The sequence below is a fragment of the Acidovorax soli genome (assembly GCF_900107605.1).
Taxonomy (GTDB): Bacteria; Pseudomonadota; Gammaproteobacteria; order Burkholderiales; family Burkholderiaceae_C; genus Acidovorax; species Acidovorax soli.
On record NZ_FNQJ01000010.1, the window covers coordinates 18981 to 42901 of the forward strand.

Consider the following 23921-nt stretch of genomic DNA (forward strand, 5'->3'; position numbering starts at 1 on the left):
CCACCCCCGCGCCAGTGCTGGGTTTGCGTACCGCCAGTTATTGCACTGAAAACGAGGGGACCCCTCGTACAGCTTGGACAGCAGGTGGAACAGCAAGGCGCCTCCTGACGTACTGAACGGCAGGTAGCCCAGCTCATCCAGGATCACCATATCGGCATAGGCCAGGCGGTGGGCCAACTGTCCGGGCTTGCCGTTGGCCTTCTCCTCCTCCAACGCATTGACCAGCTCCACCGTGGAGAAGAACCGCACCCTGCGGTGATGGTGCTCGATGGCTTGCACCCCGAGGGCTGTGGCGATGTGGGTCTTGCCCGTACCCGGTCCACCCACCAGCACCACGTTGTTGGCGTTCTCCAAGAAGTCGCACCGGTGCAGCTGGCGTACCAGTGCCTCGTTCACCTCGCTGTGGCCGAAGTCAAACCCAGCCAGGTCCCGGTACGCCGGGAATCTGGCCACCTTCAATTGGTAGGCTACCGAGCGCACCTCCCGCTCGGCGGTCTCGGCCTTGAGCAGTTGAGACAGGATGGGCTGTGCCGCATCGAAGGCCGGTGCACCTTGCTCAGCCAGTTCCGCAACCGCCTGGGCCATACCGTGCATCTTGAGCTCGCGCAACATGATCACGATGGAAGCGATGGCAGGGTCATGACGCATAGCGCACCTCCCTCAATTGGTCGTAGCGAAGCACATTGGCCTGGGGTTCCACCGCCAGCTTGAGGGCCTGGGGCGAAGTGACCGGTGCTGGAGCGGGCTTGCCGTCCAGCAGGCGATGGAGCACGTTCAGGATGTGGGTCTTGCTGGCAGCACCTGACTCCAGTGCCAGCTCCACTGCGGTGAGTACCGCCTGCTCGTCGTGGTGCAGCACCAGTGCCAGAACCTCCACCATCTCCCGGTCGCCGCCGGGTTGCTTGAGCAAGGTGGCCTGCAGTCGCTTGAAGGCCGCTGGTAGCTCCAGGAACGGAGCACCATTGCGCAAGGCTCCGGGCTTGCGCTGCAGCACCGCCAGGTAGTGGCGCCAGTCGTAGACGGTCAGCCCAGCACCATGGTGGTTACGCTCGATCAGGCGCTGGTGCTCGCACACGATCTGGCCTTCGGCGGCAATCACCAAGCGGTCTGCGTAGACCCGCAGGCTCACAGGCCGGTTGGCATACGGGGCCGGCACGCTGTAGCGGTTGCGCTCGAAGTGGACCAAGCAGGTGGGCGAGACGCGCTTGGTGTGCTCCACAAAGCCATCGAAGGGCCGAGGCATCGGCATCAAGGTTGCCTTCTCTTGAGCCCAGACATCCGCGACGGTGCCCGGCAACTTGCCATGCTCGATCTCATTCCATAAGGCCACGCAGCGCTCCTCAAGCCAGGCGTTGAGCTCAGTCAGGCCTGGGAATGGCGGCACCACCTGCCACAGACGATGGCGGGCGTCGCGCACGTTCTTCTCCACCTGGCCCTTCTCCCAGCCCGACGCGGGATTGCAGAACTCGGCCTCGAACAGGAAGTGGCTGACCATGGCCGCAAAGCGCGCATTGACGTCGCGCTCCTTGCCACGGCGCACCCGGTCTACAGCGGTGCGCATGTTGTCGTAGATGCCACGGCGGGGCACACCGCCCAGAACTACGAACGCATGGTTGTGAGCGTCAAACAGCATCTCGTGCGTCTGCAGCGGATAGGCGCGCAGGTAGAACGCTCGGCTGTGGCTGAGCTTGAAGTGGGCCACTTGCAGCTTGGTGCGCACTCCGGCCAGCACTGCCCAGTCCTCGCTCCAGTCGAACTGGAAGGCCTCACCTGGGCCGAAGGCCAGGGGAACGAAGGTGCCGCGGCCGGTGGTCTGCTGGGCCACCATGCGCTGCTCTTGCCACAGCCGGGCAAAGGCGGCAACCCGGTTGTAGGAGCCGGTATAGCCCAGGGCCTGCAGATCAGCGTACATCTGCTTGACGGTACGCCGCTGCTTGCGGGATCGGCCAGCTTCCGTCTTGAGCCAGCCCGAGAGCTTCGATGCGAAGGGATCGAGCTTGGATGGACTGACCCGCTTGGCATAGTGCGGCTCGGCCTCGCCTGCGCGCAGGTACTTGCGGATGGTGTTGCGCGAGAGGCCCGTGCGGCGGGCGATCTCTCGGATGGACAACTGCTCTCGCAGGGCCCAGCGCCTGATGACACTCAGTGTTGCCACGTCTATCACTCCTGGTCTCCTGCTGATCAACAAAGCAGCAGGTTAGGGTTAGTACGTGGGTCAGGTTTAGATGGAAATCCTGGGGGTTAGTGGGTCACTTCTGCGTGGAAATCAACAACGCGGTCATTCTGGCGAAGTTCAACGCCCACCTGTTCGAGCTGGGCGACTACCCCGCTCTTTCCGAGATTGCCCGGGCGCTGGGTCGGGCCGAGCTGTTCGGACAATTGGTCGCTACCTATGAGCCAGACAACGTAGAAAGCGAGTACACGCTGTTCAAGCACTCCAGCGCTTGGATGGAGTACGACCCGATCAGGCGCTATCGCATCCTCATCGACAACTACTACGACGCCTCGCGGGACGAGGCGGCCGAGCTGCCGCCGGCACTTGCCGAGCAGTTGCGCGCTTGGGTGGGAGAAGCTGCACCGCGCGACCTGATTAGCGGTACACCGTTCACCAAGCACGGCTACATTGCCCTGGCCCAGCTTGAGCTGTCGGGTACCGCTACGCGGTCGGCCCTCTTCAACTACTGGCTCACCGAGTCAGAAGGCCAAATCGGCTTTGAGAAGGAGGATCTTCTCAAACTGATGGGCGTGACGCGCGACTTGGCGCGCACCGTCCCTATCCGGGCGGTGCGCACGGCCGCCAAACTGGCCAAGGACGGCCTGGTTCGGCTCATCCTCCTGCTGTTGCTGGCCAAGCGCAGTAAGAACGAACTCGACAGCTTTCTCCTGCGCAAACTGTTGGAGGATACGGCGCTCAAGTACCACAACGGCTCGCTCGTTGAGCTGGTCAAATCCTATGAGAAATCTCATCCCTACGTCGCCGAATACATCTACGACATCGCGACCGAAGATTTCTTGGCAAAACTCACCACGCTAGCGCCGCATCGCGCCGACATTCCGGAGATTCGTGCATCACTGCATGAATGGATGGCCACTTTCACAGGTGATGAGCATTTCCTGCAGCGCGCCCGCGCGGTTCGTATCGATCACCAGATCAATCGCGTCCGTAACGAAATCGACGACCACCGTATTTACGTCGACCCCTCGCGCTTCGCGTCCTGGATCGAGGACGAGATGATGATCGAGTTAAATAGCGCGCTGACCTCAACAGGTTCCGGCAAAAAGGGCGTCGCGGTCACCTGCGACGAAACGATACTGCATCTGGTGATGACCCAGAGCTACATCGCGTTTTGCTCCAATGCAGTGTTCGGCATCGCGTCATACCTTGGACGACGCATCCGCCACGGTACCTTCCATGGCCACCTGTATTCAAGCGTCATCAACCCGCTCCAGGCTAACCCCAGATTCAAGCCTCTGTTCGACCATGGGCCATTCGCTGCGAAATGGGACACTTGGAAGGGCTCCTACAACAAGGCGGTCCAGGCCATCATCGCCGAGCGCCTGCACGTGCACTCGAAGTCCAAGCCCCATGGCCTGCTGACCCCCGAGGTTTACTGGTCCGCCAAGCAGGAGGTACTGTCATCAGCCGTCAAGGTCATCAGTAGTAACTACAGCGAGACAACGTCCATCGCCGGCATCGATCAAACCATGATCGACTACTGCTGGCGCCTCGCGGAGTTGGACCTGGGCGCCGTGACCCGTTACTTGCGCGCGCAGCAGGCGCCGCTGAAGAACGAGCAGTTTCTGCTGCAGGAGCTAGTGCCGGCGGCGGCACCGGCCGACGCGCGCCTAGCAGACTCGTTCCGGCGCGAACTGCAGCTGTCGATCGACCGTAAGCTGGCCGTAATGTTCGGCTGGTTCAAGAGGCCGTCGATCGTGGCGCCCATAGCGACGGTGTCGCTGCTGTTCGCAGCCACAGTGGCCGAAGTCAAGGACACCATCCCCGACTTCGATCCACAGGCTGGAGCCGACAGCAGCAAAGAAGAGATTGAACTGGTCGGCGATTTCTATCACTTGATCTATGACTCGTTCGCCATTGCTGTGCGCAATGCGGCCAAGTACGGTGACCTCAGCCAGCCGTTGAGGCGCAACTTCGAAATCGTGCGCGATAAGGGCAAGCGGCTAGTGGTCGAGTTCAGGTCGTCCATCAGGCCGACCGACGACCCGGCCGCCGTGTCGGCAGAAATCGAGGAGCGCAAGCTGGCGGACTTCATGGACGCGAATATGTATGAGGACAAGAGCGGAATCTCCAAGCTGATGCTGTTAGCACATAATCGACATGAGTTTGTGCTGGACCAGTATCAGGTCGTCGGCAACGAGGTGCGAATCACGTTTATTTATGCTCTTGAACACTGATCACGTCAGGTGCTTGATCGTCGAGGATGACGCTTTCAAGCTAGAAGGTGTCCGGGCTTACTTGAATAGCGTATTCACGGGCACGCTGGAAATATCGGTATGTCAAGCGCTGGCGTCGGCAACCGCACTGCTGGGTTCGCAGACATTCGATTTGGCCATCATCGATATGTCGATTCACAGCCATGAGCCGCAAGCGGGCAGCGGCTCGCCTTTTCCGTTGTCGTCTGGAGGACTAGACGTCCTGTTTACCATCGTCTATTCGGAGAATGGCGCCAACACGCCGTGCATCATCCTGACCCAATATCCTGATATTGAGATCGAGAGCCTTGGCGGATTCAAAAGTGAAGTGCAACACCCTGGATTTCAGTGAATGAGGGTGGAGTGCTGCGGGCTGTTCACGAGCAGTTCGCGGTATACCGCCAGCGGTGATCGTACTCCCAGTCCCTTCCTTGGTCGGTTGTTGATTTCATCGGCAATCGCATCGAGCTGCTCCTGGCTGTAGATGCTCAGATCCGTCCCCTTGGGCAGGTACTGGCGCACCAGGCCATTCATGTTCTCGTTGGAGCCTCTTTGCCAAGGGCTATGCGGATCACAGAAGTACACGGCAATGCCGGTTTGCTCACTGAGTTTCTTGTGCATGGACATCTCCCGGCCCTGGTCGTACGTCATGCTCAACCGCATCGGCTGCGCAATGCCCAGCAGTTTGTCCGTGAAGGCCTGCAAGACGTTGGTGGCACTAGCGGGTTTGAACTCAGGCAGCTTGACCAGCATCACCAGCCGGCTGGTGCGTTCCACCAAGGTCCCGACTGCGCTGGCATTGCCTTCTCCCTTGATGAGATCACCTTCCCAGTGCCCGGGAAACTGGCGGTCTTCGATCTCGGGCGGGCGCACATGGATGCTCAGCATGTCGGGAATCTGGCCTCTGCGGTCCTTGCCCTTGCTGCGCGGCAGCCGCTTGTTGTGGGCGTGGCGCAGGGTGGCGATCAATTCTTTGCGCAGCTCACCCATGGGCATGGCATAGATGCAGTTGTAGATGGTTTCGTGTGACACGCGGTGTTCATGGCCGGGGGGATACAAGCGCGCCAGTGTCAGGGCAATCTGCTCGGGCGACCAGCGCAGCCGCAGCAGATGGATCACCAGGGAGGCCAGGATCGACTCGGGATGCAGCTTGATAGCTGGCCTGCCACAGCGTCTGCGCTGCAGGGACTGGCACTGGGCATGTGCGCTGCCATAGCCAGATGAAGATGCATTGCGCTGCAGTTCCCGGCTGATAGTCGCCGGGGAGCGGTGCAGTTGCCGGGAAATTGCACGTACGCTGTGGTTCTGCTGCCTTAGGCTGGCGATGGTGACGCGGTCTTCAGGCTTGAGCTGGTGATAGTGCGAGGAGGTGGTTGTCATCTGCGGACCTTACAGGTTGGCAGGTGTTGCACTTCACTTTTGAATCCGCCCTTCCTATTCCGGTAGAGCAGGCCAAGCAGGAAATATTCGACAAATTTGATATCAACGTGGCCGGCTGCGTGCGCTATCTGGAAAACGACAACCAGTGGAAGGCCGACCTGTATTCAGTTCTGGAGCTCCTATGAAAATTCTAATCTTGGAGGACGATGACCCAAAGTACGAGCAGATCGCGTCCCATGTCCACTCAGTCATTCCGGACGCAGCCCTACAGCGCGAGAAAAACTGGCTGGACTACACGCGTGCGGTGGCGAGCACCAAGTTCGACTTGATCTTGCTAGACCTGCTGGTACCCAGGTCGGCCAAAGACGGCACCGTCGAAGATCACCATGAGCAGTTGGTGGAGGCGACGCGTCACTACCTAAGCAAGTCGTTCAGCACACCGGCCATCGTGCTCACGCGCCACAGCCTGGATGAAGGGGACTTCGTCTACAACCTGAACCTGGTCGACATTAATGTCATCCCATTTACCGACCACGGCGAGTGGCGCGACGCCCTAAAGATCAAGTTGCTGGCGGCCCAGCCCAAGAAGAAGTTCGACGTGGTTATCGTGTGTGCGTTGGAGAAGGAGGCTGAAGCCTTCGAGGGACTAGGTGACAGTTGGGGGCCGGTGAAAACCATCTCTGGCCTTTGCTGCCGCGAGATGCAAGTCGGCTCCTACCAGACCGTCATCGTACGGGCGCAGCGCATGGGTCTTGTGTCCGCGGCCGTAACCTCGGCCCTTGCGCTCGACCGGTTCGAGCCCCGGCTGATTTGCATGAGCGGTATCTGCGGCGGCGTTGCAGGCGAATCGGAGATGTACGACCTGCTGGTGACCCAAATTTGCCACCAGCATGATGCTGGGAAGTGGAGCGCGGCGGGCTTCAAGGCCGAGCACTATGACGTACAGCTTGACGTCTCCGTGCAGAACAAGCTGGTGGAAGTTGCCTCAGACAACGCTCTGCTCGCCTACCTGCTGCACGGGCTGGACGCCGGCAAGACCGAGGTGCCCAAGGGCAAGGAGCGGGTCGGGTGCAGCATCAAGACAGGTGTGCCGACGAGCAGCGGAAGTGCGGTCATTGCCGAGCATGGCAAGACAGCCACGTTGGCGGTTGGCCAACGCAAGCTCGCTGGCTTCGACATGGAGGTCTACTCCGTCTTTGAGGCGGCTAGGCACGCCAAGACACGCACAGCCTTCTTTGCGGCAAAGGCTGTGGTCGACGACGGCGGCAAGAACAAGGGTGACTCGTTCCATCGTATCGGCTGTTTGCTGTCGGCCAAGTTCGTGGTCGCCGCAATCCGGTCTGGCGTAGCCGACGTCTTCAAGGACTGACCCGCTCCTTGCGGGAAGCAAGCCAGGGCATCAATAAGACTTGGCTGAATCTGGTGCTCTGTTTTGGCGGGACGCTTCCACACCGCGTGTCCCAGGGCTGCCCGGCACTGAATTGCCGCAAAGCAGTCCTTGACGAACGACTGCTCCCAGCCTGAAGCGGAAGCAGCGCCATTCAGGTTAACAACCGTTTCTCGCAGAAACCGCTCGCAGTCAATATCCTTCAAGCCCCAAGCCTGGCAAGCACTCAACAGTGCACGCCTCAAACAAGGGAATCTTGATCTGGTACCCCAGGAGCAACAGGAAACGCACCGTGAGCGGTTGATCGGGTGCTCGATGAAGTCAACTAGCGGTACGGACGTGGCACGGTGAAGCTGGCTAGCGCCGAAGTGCAGGAGCAGGGAGAGCGTGCCAGTTGAGCGATGCGGCAGGAGCGCAGGTCGCCAGCGTACACAACTCGCTGAGAGGACATGTTGGAGGTGGGGATGTCTTTGTCTCATCGCCTCCAATGACGTCAACTGCTGACCGGGGTCGGCGACGATGGGTAATCCATGGAGGCCAATACCCAATGGTCTGAAACGAAATCCGTAAAAATACATGGGCCAAGAGCGGGCCACGTATGGGCCAAATTTGGGCCAAAACAAAAAGGCCCACCGAAGTGGGCCTTGAAGACAAGCTAAGTGCTTGATTTTATTGGTTGCGCGAGAAGGATTTGAACCTCCGACCTTTGGGTTATGAGCCCAACGAGCTACCAGACTGCTCCATCGCGCGGTAAGAAATAGATTATACCCTATTATTCAGCTGCTGCCGAATTATTTTCGGTTTCAGCAGCACGGTCGACCAATTCGACCAGCGCCATGGGAGCGTTATCGCCCACGCGGAAGCCCATCTTCAAGATACGGGTGTAGCCACCAGGACGCACCTTGAATCGGGGGCCCAGGTCGTTGAACAGCTTGGTCACGCTGTCGCGATCACGCAGACGGTTGAATGCCAGGCGGCGGTTTGCCACGGAGTCTTCCTTGGCCAGGGTGATCATGGGTTCGATCACTCGGCGCAATTCCTTGGCCTTGGGAACGGTAGTCTTGATGGCTTCATGCTCGATGAGCGAATTCATCATGTTTTGCAGCATCGCAAGACGGTGCGAGCTGGTGCGGTTGAGTTTGCGGAGTCCGTGTCCGTGGCGCATGGTGCTTTCCTTCTATTAATTAAATCAGGCAGCCGTATCAGGTACTGCCCAACGCACTGGCCCCCTTGAGGGGAGCCCAAAATTATAACTTAACGCTTGTCCAAACCGGCTGGCGGCCAGTTTTCCAATTTCATGCCCAGCGTAAGACCACGCGATGCGAGCACTTCCTTGATTTCGTTGAGCGACTTGCGACCCAGGTTGGGGGTCTTGAGCAACTCGTTTTCGGTTCGCTGGATCAGGTCACCGATGTAGTAGATGTTCTCCGCCTTCAAGCAGTTGGCGGAACGCACGGTCAACTCCAGCTCGTCCACCGGACGCAGCAGAATCGGATCGAATGTGGCGTTGGTCGCACGGCCACCCGAGGCGGACTCGAACGTAGGAATTTCTCCCCCTTCCAGCTGTGCAAATACAGCCAGCTGCTCCACCAGGATCTTGGCCGATGCACGCACTGCGTCTTCGGCAGTGATGGCGCCATTGGTTTCGATCTCGACAATCAGCTTGTCCAGGTCAGTGCGCTGTTCGACGCGAGCACTTTCGACGGTGTAGCTCACACGCTTCACCGGCGAGAACGACGCATCCAGGACGATCCGGCCAATCGACTTGGTCGATTCGTCAGCATAGCGGCGCAGGTTGCCAGGGACGTAGCCACGCCCCTTCTCGACCTTGATCTGCATGTCCAGCTTGGCACCAGCAGACAAGTTGGCGATCACGTGATCAGGATTGACGATTTCCACGTCATGTGGAGTCTGGATGTCACGTGCAGTGACAACGCCTTCGCCATCCTTGCGCAAGCTCAGCGTCACCTCATCCCGATTGTGCAGCTTGAACACCACACCCTTGAGATTCAGAAGAATGTTGACCACATCTTCTTGAACACCATCGATAGACGAATACTCATGCAGCACGCCTGCAATGGTGACTTCCGTCGCTGCGTAACCCACCATGGACGAGAGCAGGACACGCCGGATGGCATTGCCCAACGTGTGGCCGTAGCCACGCTCGAACGGCTCAAGCGCTACCTTGGCACGATTGTGGCCAAGCTGTTCGACATTAATCGCCTTGGGTTTCAGCAAATTGGTTTGCATGCAACTTCCTCTCAATACCCCCAGCTCGTTACACCGGTAAGGCTGGTGAAGCGCCTAAACCGCGATGCCTCGCGGTTCAGGGACGGTTTCTCAAAATACGTACAAGCGATTAGCGCGAGTACAACTCAACGATCAGGGATTCGTTGATGTCGGCGCCAAACTCATCACGGTCTGGCACCTTCTTGAAGATACCTTCGGCCTTTTCCGCATTGACGTCTACCCAGGCAGGCATGCCAACTTGGGCGGCCAGCTGCAGGGCTTCAACGATACGGTTCTGCTTCTTGGACTTTTCGCGCACGGCCACCACGTCGCCCGTCTTCACGAGGTACGACGCGATGTTCACGGACTTGCCGTTCACGGTGATTGCCTTGTGGGACACCAGCTGGCGCGCTTCAGCGCGGGTCGAGCCGAAACCCATGCGGTACACGACGTTGTCGAGACGGGATTCCAGCAGGAACAGCAGGTTGGCGCCGGTGTTGCCCTTCTTGCCTTCAGCGGCTTCGAAGTATCGGCGGAACTGCTTTTCCAGCACGCCGTACATGCGCTTGACCTTCTGCTTTTCACGCAGTTGCAGACCGTAGTCGGAGGTGCGGGCACCGGAGGTGCGGCCGTGCTGACCAGGCTTGGAGTCGAACTTGGACTTGTCAGCGATCGAGCGACGGGCGCTCTTCAGGAACAGGTCCGTGCCTTCACGGCGGGAGAGTTTGGCCTTGGGGCCGAGGTAACGTGCCACTTGAGCTTCCTTTGTGTCATCTACCGCAAACCATTGCGGGAGCCGCCTGAGGCGCTTGCGCGTTCACAGGCGGCGGTGGGCTTAGAGAGATTAGATACGGCGACGCTTTTGAGGGCGGCAGCCGTTGTGCGGCACCGGCGTCACGTCGGAGATCGACGTGATACGGATACCCAGTGCGCCCAGTGCGCGCACCGAGGATTCACGGCCAGGACCGGGACCCTTGATTTCAACGTCAAGGTTCTTGATGCCCTGATCGATGGCGGCGCGACCGGCCACTTCCGAAGCGACCTGGGCTGCGAACGGGGTGGACTTGCGCGAGCCCTTGAAACCTTGGCCACCGGACGAAGCCCACGACAAGGCGTTGCCCTGGCGATCGGTGATCGTGATGATGGTGTTGTTGAACGAGGCGTGCACGTGTGCAATACCGTCCGAAACGTTCTTCCGGACCTTCTTGCGAACGCGCTGGGCTGCGTTATTGGCAGGAGACTTAGCCATGATGATCTTTCAATCTCTTTATTTCTTCAGTGCAGCTGCGCCCTTGCGCGGACCCTTGCGGGTGCGTGCATTGGTACGGGTGCGCTGACCACGCATTGGCAGACCGCGGCGATGGCGGAAGCCACGATAGCAGCCGATGTCCATCAAACGCTTGATGTTCATCGTGGTTTCGCGGCGCAGGTCACCTTCGATGGTGAACTGCTCGATTTGTTCGCGAATTTTTTCCAGGTCGCTATCAGAAAGATCTTTGATCTTCTTGCTGTAAGCGATGCCAGTTGCTTCGCAAATCTTGCGAGCGCGGGTACGACCAATGCCAAAAATGGCGGTCAGACCGATTTCCGCGTGCTTGTGCGGCGGAATGTTAATGCCAGCGATACGTGCCATATGCGTCCTCTAATACTTTCCAATCAACCTTGGCGCTGCTTGTGACGCAGATCCGTGCAGATCACGCGCACCACACCCTTGCGGCGGATGATCTTGCAGTTGCGGCAGATTTTTTTGACCGAAGCCGAAACTCTCATTGCATTCTCCTAAAACTTTTCCATCCGTCCCGGCTGCTTTGCCTGGAACACAATTTGTGCCCGCGAAAACCGTGGGGCGCCAACTCAACCGATATTCAGCTCTTTACAGGCAGCGCCGCGATGCGACATCCACCTTCCAATCCATCAACCGCCCGCGTTGCCTTTGAAATTGGCCTTCTTGAGCAGCGATTCATACTGTTGCGACATCATGTAGTTCTGAACCTGGGCCATGAAGTCCATGGTCACCACCACAATGATCAGCAGCGACGTACCACCGAAGTAAAACGGAACGTTGTACTTCAAGATCAGGAACTCTGGCAGCAAACACACGAAAGTGATGTACACAGCGCCTGCCAAAGTCAACCGAACCAGGATCTTGTCGATATAACGGGCCGTTTGCTCACCTGGGCGAATGCCTGGAATGAACGCACCGCTCTTTTTCAGGTTGTCTGCAGTTTCACGGCTGTTGAACACCAGTGCCGTGTAAAAGAAGCAGAAAAAGATGATCGCCGTAGCGTAGAACATCACATAGATGGGCTGACCAGGAGTCAGCGCACCCGAGATGTCTTTCAGCCAGCGCATCGACTCACCCGCACTGAACCAGTTCACCACCGTCGCCGGCAGCAGAATGATCGACGAGGCAAAGATCGGAGGAATCACACCCGCCATGTTCAGCTTCAGGGGCAGGTGCGACGACTGACCGCCATACACCTTGTTACCCACCTGCCGACGAGCGTAATTCACCAGAATCTTGCGCTGACCACGCTCCACAAACACCACGAAGTAAGTCACGAGACCTACCACAATGACGATGAAGATGGCAGCCAGAATGCTCATGGCACCCGTGCGAACCAGTTCCAGAAGACCGCCGATGGAACTCGGCAATCCGGCAGCGATACCAGCGAAGATCAGGATCGAAATCCCGTTGCCCAGACCACGCTCAGTGATTTGCTCACCCAGCCACATCAGGAACATCGTGCCAGCCGTGAGGCTGACCACTGCTGTCATGCGGAAACCAAAACCAGGGCTGAGCACCAGACCGGCCGAGCTTTCCAGCGCAACAGCAATACCGAGCGACTGGAAAAGGGCCAAGCCCAATGTGCCATAGCGGGTGTACTGCGTGATCTTGCGGCGGCCAGCTTCGCCTTCCTTCTTCAACTGCTCGAACGTGGGAACCACGTAGGTCATCAGCTGCATGATGATCGACGCCGAGATGTACGGCATGATCCCCAGAGCGAAAACCGTGAAGCGCGAGAGCGCACCACCCGAGAACATGTTGAACAGGTTCAGGATACCGCCCTGCTGGCCACTGAACAGCTGCTGAAGTTGGGCTGGATCGATGCCTGGCACAGGGATATGAGCCCCGATGCGATACACGACCAGCGCAAGCAACAGAAAAACCAGACGACGACGCAGGTCGCCGAATTTACCGGTCTTTGCAATTTGAGCCGCGCTAGTAGCCACAGATGTCTTCCTTCAGAGCCACAGTCAGGCGGCGCTGCCGCCAGCAGCTTCGATGGCAGCCTTGGCACCGGCCGTAGCACCCACACCGTTCAGCTTGACAGCCTTGGTGATGGAACCACTCTTGATGACCTTGACCACCTTCGCCAGCTCGCCCACCAGGCCAGCTTGCTTGAGCGCCAGGACATCCACTTCGGCCAGACCGAGTTGATCCAGAGCGGTCAACGTCACTTCTGCATTGAACTTGAGCAGATGCGACTTGAAACCGCGCTTTGGCAGACGGCGCTGCAAAGGCATTTGACCGCCTTCGAAACCTACCTTGTGGTAGCCACCCGAACGCGACTTCTGACCCTTGTGACCACGGCCAGCGGTCTTGCCCAGACCGGAGCCGATACCACGGCCTACGCGGCGCTTGGCATGCTTGGCGCCGTCTGCGGGCTTGATGCTATTGAGTTCCATGATCTATCTCTCAGAGGACTTTGACCAGATAGCTGATCTTGTTAATCATGCCGCGCACTTCAGGCGAGTCCTGCAGTTCGCTGACACTGTTCAGCTTGCGCAGGCCCAGGCCACGAACGGTGGCGCGGTGCGATTCCTTGGTGCCAATCGGGCTGCGCACCAGTTGAATCTTGACGGTTTGTTGCGTTGTCATATTCAAGCTCCGGTTCAGGCGAAGATGTCTTCGACTGTCTTGCCGCGCTTGGCTGCCACATTCGACGGAGTGGTCGAATTGACGAGCGCGTCAAATGTTGCACGGACCATGTTGTAGGGGTTCGACGAACCATGGCTCTTGGCCACGATATCGGTAACACCCAGCACTTCGAAGACAGCGCGCATAGGACCGCCCGCGATGATGCCGGTACCCTTGGGGGCCGGAGCCATCATCACAACGGCAGCGCCGTGGTGACCCGTCACGTTGTGAAAGATCGTGCCGTTTTTCAACGAAACCTTCACCATGTTGCGACGCGCTTCTTCCATGGCTTTTTGCACAGCTGCCGGCACTTCCTTCGATTTGCCCTTGCCCATGCCCACGCGGCCATCACCGTCGCCAACCACAGTCAGTGCAGCGAAACCGAGAATACGGCCACCCTTCACGACTTTGGTCACGCGGTTCACCGCGATCATTTTTTCGCGCAGACCGTCGTCCTGGCCTTCGCTCTGCACCTTGGGTTGAAATTTAGCCATTTTTAATTCCGTTCCGCTTAGAACTGCAGACCTGCTTCACGGGCTGCATCGGCCAAAGCCTTGACGCGACCGTGGTACGCAAAACCTGCACGATCAAATGCAACCTTCTCGACACCAGCAGCCTTTGCTTTTTCAGCAATGCGCTTGCCGATTGCCTGGGCTGCAGCGGCATTGCCACCCTTGCCCGAACCGCCCAGCGACTTGCGCACATCGGCCTCGGCCGTGGACGCGCTGGCCAGCACCTTGCTGCCGTCGCCGGAAATCACACTGGCGTAGATATGGAGGTTCGTACGATTCACGGTCAAACGTGCCACGCCTTGCTGTGCAATGCGGATACGCGTCTGACGCGAACGACGAAGACGCTGCTCTTTCTTTGTCAACATGTTGCAGCTCCTTATTTCTTCTTGGTCTCTTTGATCGTGATCTTTTCGTCCGCATAGCGGATACCCTTGCCCTTGTAGGGCTCGGGCGGACGAACGGCACGAATCTCAGCGGCGATCTGACCCACGCGCTGACGGTCAGCACCCTTCACGACCACTTCCGTAGGCGTTGGGGTTGCAACCGTGATGCCAGCAGGCATATCGAAATTCACGGGGTGCGAATAACCGACCGCCAGGTTCAAACGAGCGCCAGTGGCCGCAGCCTTGTAGCCCACACCAACCAGACTCAGCTTCTTTTCAAAGCCCTTGCTGACGCCGATCACCATGTTGTTGACCAACTGGCGAATCGTGCCGCTCATGGCATTCGCTTCGCGGGACTCGTTCGCAGGCTCAAAACTGAGCTTGCCATCATTGCTTGACACCTTCACCAGCACATTCTGCGCAAGCGTCAGCACACCACCAGAACCCTTGACAGAGATCTGGTCGTCTTTCACGGACACATCCACGCCAGCGGGGATGGTCACAGGCATTTTTCCTACTCGGGACATTTCAGTTTCTCCTCAATGCCGCGGGTTAGGCCACGTAGCAGAGCACTTCACCACCGACACCGGTAGCGCGCGCCTTGCGATCAGTCATCACGCCCTTGGGGGTTGTGACGATTGCCACACCCAGACCGTTCATGACTTGTGGAATGGAATCACGGCCTTTGTAGACACGCAGTCCAGGGCGGCTGACACGCTCAATGCGCTCAATCACGGGACGGCCTGCGTAGTACTTCAGGGCGATTTCAAGTTCAGACTTGCCAGCTTCGGTTTTCACCTGGAAGCCGTCGATATAACCCTCGTCCTTCAGCACTTGGGCGATGGCAATCTTCACTTTGGAAGAAGGCACCAGCACCGTGGCCTTGGCGACCATTTGTGCGTTGCGAATGCGGGTCAGCAAGTCAGCGATAGGATCACTCATGCTCATGTTGTATCTCTCCTGCCTGCTTACCAGCTGGCCTTGGTGACACCAGGGATGTCGCCTGCAAAAGCCAGTTCGCGGATCTTGGCGCGGGCCAGACCGAATTGACGGAATGTTCCACGTGGGCGACCGGTGATTTCACAACGGTTACGCTGACGCGTAGGATTTGCATTGCGGGGGAGCTTTTGCAGGCCCAGGCGGGCTGCATCACGCTCTTCATCGCTGCGCTTGGCATCGCCAGCAATCGCCTTCAGTTCCGCATACTTGGTTGCGTACTTGGCTGCCAATTTTTCGCGCTTCAGTTCGCGCTGGATCAAAGCTACTTTAGCCATGCTTCGCCTCAGTTCTTGAACGGGAAACGGAAACCAGCGAGGAGAGCCTTGGCTTCTTCGTCGGACTTGGCCGTCGTGGTGATGCTGATATTGAGACCGCGCAAGGCATCGACCTTGTCGTATTCAATTTCAGGGAAAATGATCTGTTCCTTGACGCCGATGTTGTAGTTGCCACGGCCGTCAAAAGCACGACCGGAGATACCACGGAAGTCACGGACGCGCGGCAGGGCCACGGTCACGAAACGGTCCAGGAACTCATACATCTGCACGCCGCGCAGCGTGACCATGCAACCAATGGCCTGGCCTTCGCGGATCTTGAAACCGGCGATAGCTTTCTTGGCCTTGGTCACCACAGGCTTCTGACCAGCGATCTTGGTCAGGTCGGCCACGGCGTTGTCCATCACCTTCTTGTCCGAAACTGCTTCGCTCACACCCATGTTGAGCGTGATCTTGGTCAGACGCGGGACTTGCATCGGCGAGGTGTAACCGAACTGCTTGATCAGCTCGGGAGCGACTTTGTCGCGGTAAATTTCTTGCAGTCGTGCCATGTTTACCCCTTAGGCCGCCTTGATTTCAGCGCCGCTCGACTTGAACACGCGAACGCGTGCGCCGTCAGCCTGCACCTTGATGCCTACGCGATCAGCCTTGCCGGTAGCCGCATTGAAGATGGCCACGTTGGACTGATGGATGGGCATAGCCTTCTCAACGATGCCGCCCGTCGTACCCTTCATGGGGTTTGGCTTGGCGTGCTTCTTGACCAGGTTGATGCCGTCGATGACGAGATAGGAGTCATCCTTGCGCAACGACACTGTGCCGCGCTTGCCCTTGTCACGGCCGGTCAGCACGATGACTTCGTCGCCCTTGCGAATCTTGTTCATGGCGCGTCCTTAGAGAACTTCAGGAGCCAGGGACACGATCTTCATGAACTTCTCGGTACGCAGTTCACGCGTCACGGGTCCAAAGATGCGGGTGCCGATGGGCTCCAACTTTGCATTCAGCAACACTGCAGCGTTGCCATCGAATTTAACGAGCGAGCCATCGCCACGACGAATACCCTTCGCCGTACGAACCACCACCGCGCTATAGACCTCGCCTTTTTTGACGCGACCACGCGGAGCAGCTTCTTTAACGCTCACTTTGATGATGTCGCCAACGCTTGCATAACGACGCTTCGAGCCACCCAGCACCTTGATGCAAAGGACGGATTTAGCGCCGGTATTGTCGGCAACCTCTAACCGAGATTCTGTCTGGATCATTTCAATATTCCCAACTTGCACCAGAAGACAACAGCCCCAGAGAACTTCTCAAGGGCTGCAAATCAGCCAGTCAGTCTTGGGCCCGTCGTCCGCACCGCAAACCATTTGCAGCACTTCCCGCTGGGCAGAAACTTCACGTAGGAAACGCGAAGCCTTTGATTATTGCAAAGCTATTCCGGGAAGTCAAGCGCCTGTTCGCCAGGAATGTGCAAATACTGTTGCGCCAACGTCAGAAATGCTCCGAGCTGGGGGTCAGCGCCCAGCTCATCCTGCAGCAAAGCCGCAATGCGAGGGGCCATGTCGATGGCTTTGCGCGCATCAAGGAACAGCAGGCGAGAACGGCGTGCGAGCACATCCTCCACCGTTCGTGCGTATTCAAACCGCGCGGCAAAGCGCACCATGGCTTCCGTCAAGCCTCCGCCCAACTCCTTGGCACTCCCTGGCAAGGACGCCACTGCGGCGGCTTCTGCGCCATAGAGATGGATGCCAGGGGCGTCGCTGATGCTGTGCTGAACTGCACCTACAGGTGATCCGACCAGCGGAAGCTGATTGGTAATGCCAGCCGCCCTGGGAGGCAGCACCCCCGTGTCGAAGCACTTTTGCAGCACATCTTCCGCCATGGCGCGGTAGGTGGTCCATTTCCCGCCCGTCACGGTGACCAAGCCACTGCGGCTGGCCAGCACGGTGTGTTCGCGGCTGATGCTCTTGGTGTTACCGCCATCTTCATCTTGCGGTTTGACCAAGGGACGCAGGCCCACCCAGATGCTGCGAATGTCTTCCTGCTTGGGCGCGCGCGATAGATAACGTGCAGATTCATTCAGGATGAAGGCTACTTCTTCCTTGAATGGGAGCGGCTCGCGCACCACGTCCTGGCGCGGGCTGTCGGTGGTTCCAAGAATGACTTTGCCCAGCCAAGGCACGGCAAACAGCACCCGCCCGTCGGCTGTCTTGGGCACCATCAGCGCGTGGTCGGATGGCAAAAATTCCCGATCCACCACGATGTGCACACCCTGGCTGGGGGCAACCATGGGTTTGACGGGCTTGCCGATGGCTTCGCCATCCATTTGGCGCAGCCCATCCACCCACACGCCAGTGGCATTCACCACGCAGCGGGCCCGCACAGTGAAGGAGCGGCCGGTTTCAGCGTCTTCACACTCAAAGCCAGTCACGCGCCCACCTTCATGCACCAGCTTTTTGGCGGGGCAGTAATTGACCAGCAGAGCGCCCCGGGCTGCCGCAGTGCGGGCCAGAGCCAAGGCCAGGCGGGCGTCATCAAACTGGCCGTCCCAGTACTTCACCCCACCCTTGAGCCCATCCTGCCGGGCGGTGGGCAGGCACTGGAGGGTGCGTTCACGCCCCAGGAATTGGGTGGAACCCAGGCCGGCCTTGCCTGCAAGGGCGTCATACATCGTGAGGCCGATGCCATAAAACGGTGTCTCCCAAAAGCGATAGGAGGGCATCACGAAGGCCAGGGGTTGCGCCAGATGGGGCGCGTTGCTCAGCAGCGTGGTGCGCTCATGCAGTGCCTCGCGCACCAGGGAGATGTTGCCTTGTGCCAGGTAGCGAACGCCTCCGTGCACCAGCTTGGTGGCGCGCGACGACGTTCCCTTGGCGAAGTCATGTGAATCCACCAGCACCACGCTGAACCCTCGCGCGGCAGCGTCCAGCGCCACACCCAGGCCGGTTGCTCCGCCGCCGATCACGGCCAGATCGTAGACATGCGGCTGGGCCAGGCGGTCCAACAAATCGGAGCGCTGGGTGGAGAGGGGTGCAGAAACGTTGGTCATGGGATCCGATTGTCCATGGGATAGGGCATGAAGTAAGGGTTTACCCTTAATTTTTCGACCTTGGTGCATGGCCACCAGCTGCCGATCTTCTGGATCGGCAGGGGGCCTGAAGCCAGAGCCTCCTGCGGGGCGCCAGGAAAAAACTGCCCACCCCGGGAATGGGTCTGACGGGCCGTGGAACCCGTCAGACCAGCGCTGATTAGCGCACCTTGCCAGCCTTCCAGGCGTCCAGCAGGGTTTGGTACGCGATGGTTTCACCCTTTGGCTTTTCGTTGGCCAGCTTCTTCCAAGGGGCTTGCTTGTCGCTCAGCCACTTGGTGGGGTCTTCCTTCTTGTTCAGCTTGGGCGCGCACTTGGCCATGCCAGCGCGTTCCAGACGGGCCATCACCTGGTCCATCTCGTCAGCCAGCGTGTCCATGGCGCCTTGGGGGGTCTTTTCACCCGTCACGGCCTGGGCCACGTTCTTCCACCACAGCTGGGCCAGCTTGGGGTAATCAGGCACGTTGGTACCGGTGGGCGACCATGCCACGCGGGCGGGGCTGCGGTAGAACTCCACCAGACCACCCAGCTTGGGCGCTGCATCGGTCATGGCCTTACTCTGGATATCCGATTCGCGGATAGGGGTCAGGCCAGTCAATGTCTTCTTGAGCGAAGTGGTCTTGGCGGTCACGAACTGGGCATAGAGCCAGGCGGCAGCCGTCTTGTTGGCGTCGTGGTCCTTGAAGAAGGTCCAGCTGCCCACGTCCTGGTAGCCGTTTTGCATGCCTTGCTTCCAGTAAGGGCCGTTGGGGCCGGGGGCCATGCGCCACTTGGGTGTGCCGTCGGCGTTCACCACGGGCAGGCCGGGCTTGGTCATGTCGGCCGTGAAGGCGGTGTACCAAAAGATCTGCTGGGCGATCTGGCCTTGCGCGGGCACAGGGCCGGCTTCGCCGAAGGTCATGCCCATGGCTTCCTTGGGCGCGTACTTCTTCATCCAGTCCACGTACTTGGTGAGCGCGTAGACGGCGGCTGGCGAGTTGGTCGCACCGCCACGGGCCACGCTGGCGCCCACAGGGGTGCACTTGTCGTCAGCCACGCGAATGCCCCATTCGTCGATGGGCAGGCCGTTGGGCGCGCCAATGTCGGCAGTACCGGCCATCGACAGCCACGCATCGGTGAACCGCCAGCCCAGCGATGGGTCCTTCTTGCCGTAGTCCATGTGGCCGTAGATGGCCTTGCCGTCGATCTGCTTGACGTCGTTGGTGAAGAACTCGGCGATGTCTTCGTAGGCGGACCAGTTCAGTGGCACGCCCAGGTCGTAGCCGTACTTGGCCTTGAACTTGTCCTTGATGTCCTTGCGCTCAAACAGGTCGGCGCGGAACCAGTACAGGTTGGCAAACTGCTGGTCGGGCAACTGGTACATCTTTCCGTCAGGCCCGGTGGTGAACTTGGTGCCGATGTAGTCCTTGATGTCGATGCCGGGGTTGGTCCACTCCTTGCCTGCGCCGCCCATGTAGTCGGTCAGGTTCAGGATCTTGCCGTAGCGGTAGTGGGTGCCGATCAGGTCGGAGTCAGAGATCCAGCCGTCGTAAATCGACTTGCCCGACTGCATGGAGGTCTGCAGCTTCTCGACCACGTCGCCTTCCTGGATCAGGTCGTGCTTGACGGTGATGCCGGTGATTTCAGTGAAGGCCTTGGCCAGGGTCTTGGCTTCGTACTCGTGGGTGGTGATGGTCTCGGAGACGACCGAGATTTCCTTCACGCCCTTGGTCTGCAGCTTTTTGGCGGCTTCGATGAACCACTTCATCTCGGCCATCTGCTGGTCTTTGCTCAGCGTGGATGGCTGAAACTCACTGTCGATCCACTTCTTGGCCTCTGCCTCGCCGGCCCAGGCGGCGTGACCCAAAACCAGGGTCGCGGCGGCGAACGCAATCGCCTTGAACTGCACCTTCATTGCTGTCTCCTCAGATGGAACCCCCTTGGGTAGAACAACACCGGCCCCGGGGGGAATCAGGCCGGCGCTTGGCACACCGTCAAAAACGATAGCTGCCTGCGCTTGATTTCAAAGGGTTTAAAACACTTTTAATGCTCAAACCTTTTATTGAAAAGCGCTACCAGCTCTCATTTCAATAGCAAATATCCGTCAACCCTTGCGCAGAATCAGCCCCAGCAACGCCATCGACAAGACGAAGCTAATCCACACCGAAGGCTCGCTCTCCAGGCTGAGCCATTGCGCCATGCGCCCGCTCAAGCCTACAAAAATCAGGTTCACATAAGCGGCCGACAACAAGCCGATGAAAAGGCGATCCCCCCGCGTGGTGGCAATGGGCAGAAAGCCCTTGCGCATGGTGGTGGGCGACTTGATTTCCCACACCGTCATGCCGATGAGCATGAGCACGATGCAGGTGAAGAACACGGCCACGGGCGTGGTCCAGGCCATCCAGTCAAACATTTGAAGCATTCCTTTCCGTTAGCGTGGCGTCAGATACCGCCAAAGCACGTTCCCACCGGCGCGCCCCAAAGCCAGGGACGCAAGCCAAGGGCCGCCCCGCAGCGAGGGCGTCGTCCCCCTGGAGGGGGAAGGCGCCGCAGGCGACTCAGGGGGTGCATCACACTCTGCCCATGGCGAAGCCCTTGGCGATGTAGTGGCGCACAAACCAGATCACGATCGCACCCGGCACGATGGTCAGCACACCAGCAGCAGCCAGCGTCGCCCAGTCCATGCCGCTCGCACTCACCGTGCGCGTCATCGTGGCGACGATGGGCTTGGCGTTCACGCTGGTCAGCGTGCGGGCCAGCAGCAGCTCCACCCAGCTGAACATGAAGCAGAAGAACGCCGCCACACCCACACCCGCCTTGATGAGCGGCAGGAAGATGGTGAGGAAAAAGCGCGGAAAGCTGTAGCCATCGATGTACGCCGTCTCGTCAATCTCGCGCGGGATGCCGCTCATGAAGCCTTCCAGAATCCACACCGCCAGCGGCACGCTGAACAGCAAGTGAGCCAGCGCCACGGCGATGTGCGTGTCCATCAGCCCCACGGTGGTGTAGAGCTGGAAGAACGGCAGCAGAAACACGGCGGGCGGCGTCATGCGGTTGGTCAGCAGCCAGAAGAACACATGCTTGTCGCCCAGGAAGCTGTAGCGCGAGAACGCATAGGCCGCTGGCAAGGCCACGGTGAGCGTGATCACCATGTTGATGCTCACGTAGATCAGGCTGTTGATGTAGCCCGAATACCAGCTCTCATCGGTGAAGATGGTCTTGTAGTTGTCCCAGGTGAAGTGCTGCGGGAAGAACGTGAAGGTCGAAAGGATCTCCTCGTTCGTCTTGAAGCTCATGTTGATCATCCAGTAGATGGGCAACACGGCAAACAGCAGGTACGCGAACAGGAACAGCGTCCGCTTCTGGAAGCGCTTTTCATTCATGGCCAGCCCCTTCGTCGCTGACGGTGCCCACGCGCTGCATCCAGTTGTAGAGGATGAAGCACAGCAGCAGGATGATGAAGAAATAGATCAGCGAGAACGCTGCAGCAGGCCCCAGGTCAAACTGGCCCACGGCCTTGGTCGTGAGGTACTGGCTGAGGAACGTGGTGGCATTGCCCGGCCCGCCACCCGTCAGCACAAAGGGCTCGGTGTAGATCATGAAGCTGTCCATGAAGCGCAGCAGCACGGCAATCATCAGCACGCCACGCATCTTGGGCAGCTGGATGTAGCGGAACACCGCGAACTTGCTGGCACCGTCAATGCGCGCAGCCTGGTAGTACGCGTCAGGAATGGAGCGCAGCCCGGCAAACGCCAGCAGCGCCACCAGCGGTGTCCAGTGCCACACATCCATCAGCAGCACCGTGAGCCACGCCTGCGTGGCGTTGCCGGTGTAGCTGTAGTCAATGCCCATCTCCTGCAGCAGGCGGCCCATCAGGCCGATGTCGGCACGGCCATAAATCTGCCAGATGGTGCCCACCACGTTCCACGGAATCAGCAGCGACAGCGCCACCACCACCAGCACTGCCGACGACTTCCAGCCCTGCGCGGGCATGGACAGCGCCAGCAGGATACCCAGCGGAATCTCCACCGCCAGCACCGCCAGCGAGAAGGTGATCTGCCGCAAGAGCGCAGCGTGCAGCTCCTCGTCGCGCATGATCTGCACGAACCACTCGGTGCCCACAAACACGCGGCGCTCGGGGCTGATGATGTCCTGCACCGAGTAGTTCACCACCGTCATCAGCGGCAGGATGGCCGAGAAGGCCACGCAGATGATGACGGGCAGGATCAGGAACCAGGCTTTCTGGTTGACGGGTTTGGTCGTTGTACTCATGCCAACAACTCCTCGTTTTGATAGAAGCAGGTGTGCTCACCCAGCGCCTGCAGCCAGATGCTGTCGCCCACCGCGGGCAAGGCCACCTCGGGGGCTACGCGGGCCTTGATGGTGTGATCGCCCACTTGGGCGGTAAGCATCTGGTAGGTGCCAATGTCCTGCACCTGTGCCACGCGACACTGCAGTGCGCCTGCGGCTTGCGGGGCAGACAGCGCCAGATATTCAGGCCGCACGCCCACCTGTAAAGCGCCTGCGGGCAAGCTGCGCGCAGGCAATGCCATGCGCTGGCCAGCGACCTGCAGCGTGGCGCCATCCACCACGGCGGGCAAAAAGTTCATGCCGGGCGAGCCGATGAAGTGGCCCACAAAGGTGTGCGCGGGCTTTTCAAAGAGCGCATCGGGCGTGCCCAGCTGCATCACGCGGCCACGGCTCATCACCACCACTTTGTCGGCGAAGGTCAGCGCTTCCACCTGGTCGTGCGTCACGTAGATCAGCGTGAGCTTGAGTTCATGGTGAATCTGCTTGAGCTTGCGGCGCAATTGCCACTTGAGGTGCGGGTCGATCACGGTGAGCGGCTCGTCGAACAGCACCGCCGCCACATCAGAGCGCACCAGGCCACGGCCCAGAGATATCTTCTGCTTCTGGTCGGCCGACAGGCCCGCCGCACGCATGTCGAGCTGGTGGCTCATCTCCAGCATTTCGGCAATCTGGCCCACGCGCTGCTTGATCTGCGCCTCGGGCACCTTGCGGTTCTTCAGCGGGAAGGCCAGGTTCTCGGCCACCGTCATGGTGTCGTAGATGACCGGGAACTGAAACACCTGGGCAATGTTGCGGTCCTGCGGCGTGGCGCGCGTCACATCGCGGCCATCGAACAGCACCTTGCCGTGCGAAGGCACCAGCAGGCCCGACATGATATTGAGCATGGTGGTCTTGCCGCAGCCCGAGGGGCCCAGCAGCGCATAGGCACCACCGTCTTCAAAGTCCATCTTGAGCGGCAGCAGCGCGTAGTCGCTGTCCTGCTGCGGGTTGGGCCGGTAGGAATGGGCCAGATCCAGCTGGATATGTGCCAT

General features: G+C 59.3%; 29 protein-coding genes, 1 tRNA gene and 1 pseudogene. 4 read left to right on the forward strand and 27 right to left on the reverse strand.

Going from position 1 to position 23921, the window contains the following annotated elements:
• Positions 1–63 precede the first annotated feature (63 nt).
• Positions 64–648 (reverse strand): annotated as a pseudogene (locus BLW02_RS09075) (ATP-binding protein); the annotation flags it as partial.
• The gene (istA, locus tag BLW02_RS09080) at positions 638–2164 is read right to left on the reverse strand and encodes an IS21 family transposase (RefSeq protein ID WP_092698003.1); all 1527 of its coding nucleotides are present in this window, start codon (positions 2162–2164) and stop codon (positions 638–640) included. The gene istA and the pseudogene BLW02_RS09075, both read right to left, overlap by 11 nt.
• Before the next feature lie 95 nt (positions 2165–2259).
• On the opposite strand from istA, the gene BLW02_RS09085 reads away from it, so the two are divergent.
• Together BLW02_RS09085 and BLW02_RS09090 are read left to right on the forward strand one after the other, a co-directional pair.
• Complete coding sequence (locus BLW02_RS09085; protein WP_092698004.1) at positions 2260–4413, forward strand: hypothetical protein; 2154 nt, start codon at positions 2260–2262, stop codon at positions 4411–4413.
• Between the two features lie 13 nt (positions 4414–4426).
• Positions 4427–4783, forward strand: a complete 357-nt coding sequence (locus BLW02_RS09090; RefSeq protein ID WP_159433777.1) for a response regulator — start codon at positions 4427–4429, stop codon at positions 4781–4783.
• On the opposite strand, the gene BLW02_RS09095 is transcribed toward BLW02_RS09090, so the two are convergent.
• Positions 4777–5811 (reverse strand): IS30 family transposase, encoded by a 1035-nt coding sequence (locus BLW02_RS09095; RefSeq protein ID WP_092698006.1) that lies wholly within the window; start codon positions 5809–5811, stop codon positions 4777–4779. The genes BLW02_RS09090 and BLW02_RS09095 overlap by 7 nt on opposite strands.
• A gap of 23 nt (positions 5812–5834) precedes the next feature.
• Here BLW02_RS09095 and BLW02_RS19915 point away from each other — a divergent pair, with 23 nt between their 5' ends.
• Positions 5835–5996 (forward strand): hypothetical protein, encoded by a 162-nt coding sequence (locus BLW02_RS19915; protein ID WP_159433778.1) that lies wholly within the window; start codon positions 5835–5837, stop codon positions 5994–5996.
• The gene (locus BLW02_RS09100) at positions 5993–7180 is read left to right on the forward strand and encodes a 5'-methylthioadenosine/S-adenosylhomocysteine nucleosidase family protein (RefSeq protein WP_092698007.1); all 1188 of its coding nucleotides are present in this window, start codon (positions 5993–5995) and stop codon (positions 7178–7180) included. The genes BLW02_RS19915 and BLW02_RS09100 overlap by 4 nt, the downstream gene beginning before the upstream one ends.
• A gap of 691 nt (positions 7181–7871) precedes the next feature.
• On the opposite strand, the gene BLW02_RS09105 is transcribed toward BLW02_RS09100, so the two are convergent.
• The 24 genes from BLW02_RS09105 to BLW02_RS09220 all read right to left on the reverse strand — a co-directional run bounded on the left by BLW02_RS09105 (position 7872) and on the right by BLW02_RS09220 (position 23921).
• Positions 7872–7948, reverse strand: a tRNA-Met gene (locus BLW02_RS09105).
• 22 nt (positions 7949–7970) lie between these two features.
• Positions 7971–8363, reverse strand: coding sequence for a 50S ribosomal protein L17 (gene rplQ, locus BLW02_RS09110; RefSeq protein ID WP_063462385.1), 393 nt, complete (start codon positions 8361–8363; stop codon positions 7971–7973).
• Between the two features lie 89 nt (positions 8364–8452).
• Entirely contained in the window at positions 8453–9448 is a 996-nt protein-coding gene (locus BLW02_RS09115) for a DNA-directed RNA polymerase subunit alpha (protein ID WP_092698008.1), read from the reverse strand.
• A gap of 109 nt (positions 9449–9557) precedes the next feature.
• Complete coding sequence (gene rpsD, locus BLW02_RS09120; protein WP_092698009.1) at positions 9558–10181, reverse strand: 30S ribosomal protein S4; 624 nt, start codon at positions 10179–10181, stop codon at positions 9558–9560.
• Between the two features lie 90 nt (positions 10182–10271).
• The gene (gene rpsK / locus BLW02_RS09125) at positions 10272–10676 is read right to left on the reverse strand and encodes a 30S ribosomal protein S11 (protein WP_005793662.1); all 405 of its coding nucleotides are present in this window, start codon (positions 10674–10676) and stop codon (positions 10272–10274) included.
• Between the two features lie 18 nt (positions 10677–10694).
• Positions 10695–11060 carry a 30S ribosomal protein S13 gene (gene rpsM / locus BLW02_RS09130; RefSeq protein ID WP_005793659.1) on the reverse strand — a complete coding sequence of 122 codons (366 nt, stop codon included), beginning with the start codon at positions 11058–11060 and terminating at the stop codon, positions 10695–10697.
• A gap of 23 nt (positions 11061–11083) precedes the next feature.
• Positions 11084–11197 (reverse strand): 50S ribosomal protein L36, encoded by a 114-nt coding sequence (rpmJ, locus tag BLW02_RS09135; protein WP_005793651.1) that lies wholly within the window; start codon positions 11195–11197, stop codon positions 11084–11086.
• 144 nt (positions 11198–11341) lie between these two features.
• Entirely contained in the window at positions 11342–12661 is a 1320-nt protein-coding gene (secY, locus tag BLW02_RS09140) for a preprotein translocase subunit SecY (RefSeq protein ID WP_026435319.1), read from the reverse strand.
• Positions 12662–12685: 24 nt separating this feature from the next.
• On the reverse strand, positions 12686–13117 hold the full coding sequence (rplO, locus tag BLW02_RS09145) for a 50S ribosomal protein L15 (protein ID WP_026435320.1): 432 nt from the start codon (positions 13115–13117) through the stop codon (positions 12686–12688).
• A 10-nt stretch (positions 13118–13127) separates the two neighbouring features.
• Positions 13128–13310, reverse strand: coding sequence for a 50S ribosomal protein L30 (gene rpmD / locus BLW02_RS09150; RefSeq protein ID WP_007861725.1), 183 nt, complete (start codon positions 13308–13310; stop codon positions 13128–13130).
• A 14-nt stretch (positions 13311–13324) separates the two neighbouring features.
• Positions 13325–13843 carry a 30S ribosomal protein S5 gene (rpsE, locus tag BLW02_RS09155; protein ID WP_069103887.1) on the reverse strand — a complete coding sequence of 173 codons (519 nt, stop codon included), beginning with the start codon at positions 13841–13843 and terminating at the stop codon, positions 13325–13327.
• 17 nt (positions 13844–13860) lie between these two features.
• Positions 13861–14226, reverse strand: coding sequence for a 50S ribosomal protein L18 (gene rplR / locus BLW02_RS09160; RefSeq protein ID WP_035240896.1), 366 nt, complete (start codon positions 14224–14226; stop codon positions 13861–13863).
• An 11-nt stretch (positions 14227–14237) separates the two neighbouring features.
• A complete protein-coding gene (rplF, locus tag BLW02_RS09165; RefSeq protein WP_026435323.1) occupies positions 14238–14771 on the reverse strand; it encodes a 50S ribosomal protein L6 in 534 nt (177 codons plus the stop codon).
• A gap of 25 nt (positions 14772–14796) precedes the next feature.
• Positions 14797–15192, reverse strand: coding sequence for a 30S ribosomal protein S8 (gene rpsH / locus BLW02_RS09170; RefSeq protein WP_008906523.1), 396 nt, complete (start codon positions 15190–15192; stop codon positions 14797–14799).
• A 20-nt stretch (positions 15193–15212) separates the two neighbouring features.
• Entirely contained in the window at positions 15213–15518 is a 306-nt protein-coding gene (gene rpsN / locus BLW02_RS09175) for a 30S ribosomal protein S14 (RefSeq protein ID WP_007861712.1), read from the reverse strand.
• A gap of 8 nt (positions 15519–15526) precedes the next feature.
• Positions 15527–16066, reverse strand: a complete 540-nt coding sequence (gene rplE, locus BLW02_RS09180; protein WP_092698010.1) for a 50S ribosomal protein L5 — start codon at positions 16064–16066, stop codon at positions 15527–15529.
• A gap of 9 nt (positions 16067–16075) precedes the next feature.
• Complete coding sequence (gene rplX / locus BLW02_RS09185; protein ID WP_026435326.1) at positions 16076–16396, reverse strand: 50S ribosomal protein L24; 321 nt, start codon at positions 16394–16396, stop codon at positions 16076–16078.
• Positions 16397–16405: 9 nt separating this feature from the next.
• Complete coding sequence (gene rplN, locus BLW02_RS09190) at positions 16406–16774, reverse strand: 50S ribosomal protein L14 (protein WP_024813852.1); 369 nt, start codon at positions 16772–16774, stop codon at positions 16406–16408.
• Positions 16775–16944: 170 nt separating this feature from the next.
• Positions 16945–18561: a glycerol-3-phosphate dehydrogenase/oxidase gene (locus BLW02_RS09195; RefSeq protein WP_092698011.1), complete on the reverse strand. Its 1617-nt coding sequence runs from the start codon at positions 18559–18561 to the stop codon at positions 16945–16947.
• A gap of 199 nt (positions 18562–18760) precedes the next feature.
• Positions 18761–20494 (reverse strand): ABC transporter substrate-binding protein, encoded by a 1734-nt coding sequence (locus tag BLW02_RS09200; protein WP_092698012.1) that lies wholly within the window; start codon positions 20492–20494, stop codon positions 18761–18763.
• 189 nt (positions 20495–20683) lie between these two features.
• Positions 20684–20992 (reverse strand): DUF2160 domain-containing protein, encoded by a 309-nt coding sequence (locus BLW02_RS09205; RefSeq protein WP_092698013.1) that lies wholly within the window; start codon positions 20990–20992, stop codon positions 20684–20686.
• Between the two features lie 157 nt (positions 20993–21149).
• The gene (locus BLW02_RS09210; protein WP_066698015.1) at positions 21150–21962 is read right to left on the reverse strand and encodes a carbohydrate ABC transporter permease; all 813 of its coding nucleotides are present in this window, start codon (positions 21960–21962) and stop codon (positions 21150–21152) included.
• On the reverse strand, positions 21955–22851 hold the full coding sequence (locus BLW02_RS09215; protein WP_066784398.1) for a carbohydrate ABC transporter permease: 897 nt from the start codon (positions 22849–22851) through the stop codon (positions 21955–21957). The genes BLW02_RS09210 and BLW02_RS09215 overlap by 8 nt, the downstream gene beginning before the upstream one ends.
• Positions 22848–23921, reverse strand: a complete 1074-nt coding sequence (locus BLW02_RS09220) for an ABC transporter ATP-binding protein (RefSeq protein ID WP_092698014.1) — start codon at positions 23919–23921, stop codon at positions 22848–22850. Before BLW02_RS09220 ends, BLW02_RS09215 begins: the two co-directional genes overlap by 4 nt.

Bases quoted from the DNA above. Each gene is read 5' to 3' on its own strand.
- BLW02_RS09095 (WP_092698006.1), bottom strand. From the start codon at position 5,811: ATGACAACCACCTCCTCGCACTATCACCAGCTCAAGCCTGAAGACCGC.
- BLW02_RS09100 (WP_092698007.1), top strand. From the start codon at position 5,993: ATGAAAATTCTAATCTTGGAGGACGATGACCCAAAGTACGAGCAGATC.
- rplQ (WP_063462385.1), bottom strand. From the start codon at position 8,363: ATGCGCCACGGACACGGACTCCGCAAACTCAACCGCACCAGCTCGCAC.
- BLW02_RS09115 (WP_092698008.1), bottom strand. From the start codon at position 9,448: ATGCAAACCAATTTGCTGAAACCCAAGGCGATTAATGTCGAACAGCTT.
- rpsK (WP_005793662.1), bottom strand. From the start codon at position 10,676: ATGGCTAAGTCTCCTGCCAATAACGCAGCCCAGCGCGTTCGCAAGAAG.
- rpsM (WP_005793659.1), bottom strand. From the start codon at position 11,060: ATGGCACGTATCGCTGGCATTAACATTCCGCCGCACAAGCACGCGGAA.
- rpmJ (WP_005793651.1), bottom strand. From the start codon at position 11,197: ATGAGAGTTTCGGCTTCGGTCAAAAAAATCTGCCGCAACTGCAAGATC.
- rplO (WP_026435320.1), bottom strand. From the start codon at position 13,117: ATGGAACTCAATAGCATCAAGCCCGCAGACGGCGCCAAGCATGCCAAG.
- rpmD (WP_007861725.1), bottom strand. From the start codon at position 13,310: ATGACAACGCAACAAACCGTCAAGATTCAACTGGTGCGCAGCCCGATT.
- rpsE (WP_069103887.1), bottom strand. From the start codon at position 13,843: ATGGCTAAATTTCAACCCAAGGTGCAGAGCGAAGGCCAGGACGACGGT.
- rplR (WP_035240896.1), bottom strand. From the start codon at position 14,226: ATGTTGACAAAGAAAGAGCAGCGTCTTCGTCGTTCGCGTCAGACGCGT.
- rplF (WP_026435323.1), bottom strand. From the start codon at position 14,771: ATGTCCCGAGTAGGAAAAATGCCTGTGACCATCCCCGCTGGCGTGGAT.
- rpsH (WP_008906523.1), bottom strand. From the start codon at position 15,192: ATGAGCATGAGTGATCCTATCGCTGACTTGCTGACCCGCATTCGCAAC.
- rpsN (WP_007861712.1), bottom strand. From the start codon at position 15,518: ATGGCTAAAGTAGCTTTGATCCAGCGCGAACTGAAGCGCGAAAAATTG.
- rplE (WP_092698010.1), bottom strand. From the start codon at position 16,066: ATGGCACGACTGCAAGAAATTTACCGCGACAAAGTCGCTCCCGAGCTG.
- rplX (WP_026435326.1), bottom strand. From the start codon at position 16,396: ATGAACAAGATTCGCAAGGGCGACGAAGTCATCGTGCTGACCGGCCGT.
- rplN (WP_024813852.1), bottom strand. From the start codon at position 16,774: ATGATCCAGACAGAATCTCGGTTAGAGGTTGCCGACAATACCGGCGCT.
- BLW02_RS09195 (WP_092698011.1), bottom strand. From the start codon at position 18,561: ATGACCAACGTTTCTGCACCCCTCTCCACCCAGCGCTCCGATTTGTTG.
- BLW02_RS09200 (WP_092698012.1), bottom strand. From the start codon at position 20,494: ATGAAGGTGCAGTTCAAGGCGATTGCGTTCGCCGCCGCGACCCTGGTT.
- BLW02_RS09205 (WP_092698013.1), bottom strand. From the start codon at position 20,992: ATGTTTGACTGGATGGCCTGGACCACGCCCGTGGCCGTGTTCTTCACC.
- BLW02_RS09210 (WP_066698015.1), bottom strand. From the start codon at position 21,962: ATGAATGAAAAGCGCTTCCAGAAGCGGACGCTGTTCCTGTTCGCGTAC.
- BLW02_RS09215 (WP_066784398.1), bottom strand. From the start codon at position 22,851: ATGAGTACAACGACCAAACCCGTCAACCAGAAAGCCTGGTTCCTGATC.
- BLW02_RS09220 (WP_092698014.1), bottom strand. From the start codon at position 23,921: ATGGCACATATCCAGCTGGATCTGGCCCATTCCTACCGGCCCAACCCG.